Here is a 3512-nt window from a genome sequence, read left to right on the forward strand (position 1 = left end):
ATTTTGAATCCGACGTGTCTACCAATTTCACCACTCCGGCATAGAGTTTTACTCGGTAGGTCACTCAGAGCGCGGCATTATAGCAACGTGGCGGTAAAGGTCAAAGGCTTTCCTGATGATTGCTGGCTGTTCAAAAATAAGCCATTTTGCTGGTTTGAATAAGGTTTTTACGATAACCTTGCGCGCCTGTTAGCCAGTCATATAGACCTCATGCAATTATCCGATTTTTATTTCGATTTACCCGATTCACTGATCGCCCGTTATCCCATGCCGGAGCGGACCGCTAGCCGTCTATTAGTGTTGAATGGTGCCAACGGAGAAACCCGGCATCAACGCTTTACAGACTTGCCAAGCTTATTGAGCAAGGATGACTTGTTAATCTTTAACGATACCAAGGTGTTGCCGGCGCGATTGTGGGGTAAAAAGCCCACCGGTGGGCGTTTGGAAATTCTGGTTGAGCGAGTATTGGATAATGCTCGAGTATTGGCCCATATACGCTCCAGTAAATCGCCAAAATCCGGTGCTGAGCTGCATTTGGTGGCGGATCAGGCTAGTGACGAAGTCTTGTCCAAAGTAGAGGTGTTAGGTCGGCAGGGGGCTTTGTTTGAATTGCAGTTTACCGAAAGACAGACTGCGCTAGAGGTTATGAACGCGATTGGCCATATGCCATTGCCACCCTATATTGATCGCGCTGATGAGTTAGGTGACCGTGACCGATACCAGACGGTGTTTGGCAAACATGAAGGCGCAGTAGCCGCACCCACGGCAGGTTTGCATTTTACTGAGGAATTTATTGCTCAGTGTCGGGCTATAGGTGTCGACACTGGCTTTGTTACTTTGCATGTCGGTGCGGGGACTTTCCAACCTGTGCGGGTCGATAATATTGCCGAGCATAAAATGCATGCTGAATATATCGAGGTGTCCGCTGAGGTTTGTGAGCAGATCAAAGCAACGCGGGCCAAAGGTGGTCGGGTCATTGCGGTGGGCACGACATCTGTCAGAAGTTTGGAAACAGCGTCGCAAAGCGGCGAGTTGCGGCCCTTTAGTGGTGACTCGGAGATTTTTATTTATCCGGGTTATCACTTTAAATCAGTGGATGCCATGATAACCAACTTCCATTTACCGGAATCAACGCTGATTATGTTAGTCAGTGCCTTTGCCGGTCAGGCTAATGTGCTGGCCGCTTATCGTGAAGCAGTGGCGCAACAATATCGATTTTTTAGTTATGGTGATGCTATGTTGGTATTACCGTCGACAGCTAGCAGTGAGCAATAAATGAGCCGTGAATGTGCAATGAAGTTTGAACGTGATAGCAACGATGGCCAAGCCCGTCGTGGCCGCTTAACGTTTCCTCGAGGTACCGTGGAAACTCCGGCATTTATGCCAGTCGGCACCTACGGTACGGTAAAAGGTATGTTGCCCCGTGATATTAAAGAGATCGGTGCAGAGATTATTCTGGGTAATACCTTCCACCTTTGGTTGCGGCCGGGTACCGAAGTGGTCAAGCAGCATGGTGAAGATAATAACGGTACGCTGCATGATTTTATGGGTTGGGATAAACCCATTCTAACCGATTCCGGCGGCTTTCAGGTGTTTAGCCTTGGTGCATTGCGAAAAATCACCGAGCAGGGGGTGTCGTTTAAATCACCTATTGATGGTTCTAAAGTATTTCTTGATCCAGAAACATCGATGCGGGTACAGCGCGATTTAGGTTCGGATATTGTGATGATTTTTGATGAGTGCACGCCTTTTCCTGCAACTCATCAGGAAGCTGAAGATTCTATGGCCCTGTCTCTACGCTGGGCCAAGCGCTCCAAAGCAGCGCATGGTGATAATCCCTCCGCGTTATTTGGTATTGTGCAGGGTGGTATGTATGAAGATCTGCGCAGGCAATCCATGGCGGGCTTGGCTGAAATAGGTTTTGATGGTTATGCCATTGGTGGCTTGTCAGTCGGCGAGCCCAAACAAGATATGATGAATGTGTTAGATACGGTGACCCCTGAAATGCCGGAAGATAAGCCGCGTTATCTCATGGGTGTTGGCACACCACAGGATATCCTTGAGGCGGTGATGCGCGGTGTTGATATGTTTGACTGCGTAATGCCAACACGTCATGCGCGCAATGCGCATTTATTTACTTCTCAGGGTGTGGTGAAGCTGCGTAATGCCAAACATAAAAATAGTAATGAACCTTTGGATCCCAATTGTGATTGTTATACCTGTAAAAACTTTAGCCGCGGCTATTTGCATCATTTAGATAAATGTAAAGAGATGCTGGGCGGCCAATTAAATACTATTCACAATTTGCATTACTACCAGCAGCATATGAAAAACATTCGCGAGGCGATTGAAGAAAACCGTCTGGCTGAGTACGCCGCTGAATTTTATGCCGCCCAAGGGATCGAAGCAGCTGATCAAAATCCGGTGGGTTGATGATGTATAAATTCTGTTTTTATGTGCCTGAATCGCATCTTGAGTCGGTAAAAACTGCGGTTTTTGAGGCTGGTGCCGGCACTATTGGCGATTACGAATACTGCTGTTGGCAAGTGTTGGGGCAAGGACAATTTAAACCGCTGCCTGATAGTCAACCGTTTATCGGCAAGTCGGGTAAACTTGAAGCCGTTGCTGAGTATAAAGTCGAAATGGTCTGTGATGACGATTGGATTCAAGCGGCAGTAGATGCGTTTAAATCAGCTCATCCCTATGAAGAACCTGCTTATCAGATTTGGCGGCTAGAGGAGAGCTTTTAGCTTGGGAAAAATTCGGAGTTTTAAGTGATTTACAGTCTCGATGGTGTAAAAGTCTGTTTTAACGGTGATGCTTTTGTTGCTGATAATGCCACAGTAATTGGTAATGTCAGTGTTGGTTGCGATGCCAGCATTTGGTTTAACGTAGTGATTCGTGGTGATAATGAATCGATCGTTATCGGTGATAAAACCAATATTCAGGACGGTAGTGTATTGCATGCCGATCCGGGTTACCCAATCACACTGGGTACCGGAGTGACGGTTGGTCATAAGGCTATGTTGCACGGCTGTACGATTGGTGATTACAGTTTGGTGGGTATTAATGCGGTGGTATTGAATGGTGCCAAAATTGGCAAGCACTGTTTGATTGGTGCCAATGCGTTGGTCACAGAAAATATGGTTATTCCCGATGGCTCGCTGGTTGTCGGGTCGCCTGCCAGGATTAAAAAGCAGTTAACACAAGCGCAACAGGCAGGGCTGGAATGGAGCGCCCAGCATTATGTTGAAAATGGCCGTCGTTTTGCCGAGGGTTTAAAAGAGGAAACACCAGCGCCATGAGTGACGATGTGGTAGAGATAAAATCGCCTTGTATTTCAGTTTGTGTATTGAATGAGGAGGATATCTGTGAAGGCTGTTATCGCAGTGCGCAGGAAATCACTGATTGGTCGATACTGTCGGTAGAGGATAAACAGGTCGTGATGACCAAGGTAAAACGGCGTTTTAAGCAGTTTAATCCGCATTTATTGTTGTAACAGAAAAATAATT

General features: G+C 46.9%; 5 protein-coding genes. All 5 read left to right on the top strand.

The annotated features are described in order from the left end of the window. Nucleotides 1–210 precede the first annotated feature (210 nt). Genes queA through AACP44_RS08765 form a run of 5 tightly spaced genes read left to right on the top strand, consistent with a single transcriptional unit; the run spans nt 211 to nt 3499 of the window. On the top strand, nt 211–1275 hold the full coding sequence (gene queA, locus AACP44_RS08745) for a tRNA preQ1(34) S-adenosylmethionine ribosyltransferase-isomerase QueA (protein WP_339340147.1): 1065 nt from the start codon (nt 211–213) through the stop codon (nt 1273–1275). An 18-nt stretch (nt 1276–1293) separates the two neighbouring features. Then, nucleotides 1294–2433 (top strand): tRNA guanosine(34) transglycosylase Tgt, encoded by a 1140-nt coding sequence (gene tgt, locus AACP44_RS08750; RefSeq protein WP_339340150.1) that lies wholly within the window; start codon nt 1294–1296, stop codon nt 2431–2433. Between the two features lie 2 nt (nt 2434–2435). Beyond that, a complete protein-coding gene (locus AACP44_RS08755; RefSeq protein WP_339340151.1) occupies nt 2436–2750 on the top strand; it encodes a YqfO family protein in 315 nt (104 codons plus the stop codon). Nucleotides 2751–2774: 24 nt separating this feature from the next. Then, on the top strand, nt 2775–3305 hold the full coding sequence (locus AACP44_RS08760) for a gamma carbonic anhydrase family protein (RefSeq protein WP_339340148.1): 531 nt from the start codon (nt 2775–2777) through the stop codon (nt 3303–3305). Then, nucleotides 3302–3499, top strand: a complete 198-nt coding sequence (locus AACP44_RS08765; RefSeq protein ID WP_339340149.1) for a DUF1289 domain-containing protein — start codon at nt 3302–3304, stop codon at nt 3497–3499. Before AACP44_RS08760 ends, AACP44_RS08765 begins: the two co-directional genes overlap by 4 nt. The last annotated feature ends 13 nt before the right edge of the window (nt 3500–3512 follow it).

This window comes from uncultured Oceanicoccus sp. (assembly GCF_963968385.1).
GTDB lineage: Bacteria > Pseudomonadota > Gammaproteobacteria > Pseudomonadales > Dasaniaceae > Oceanicoccus.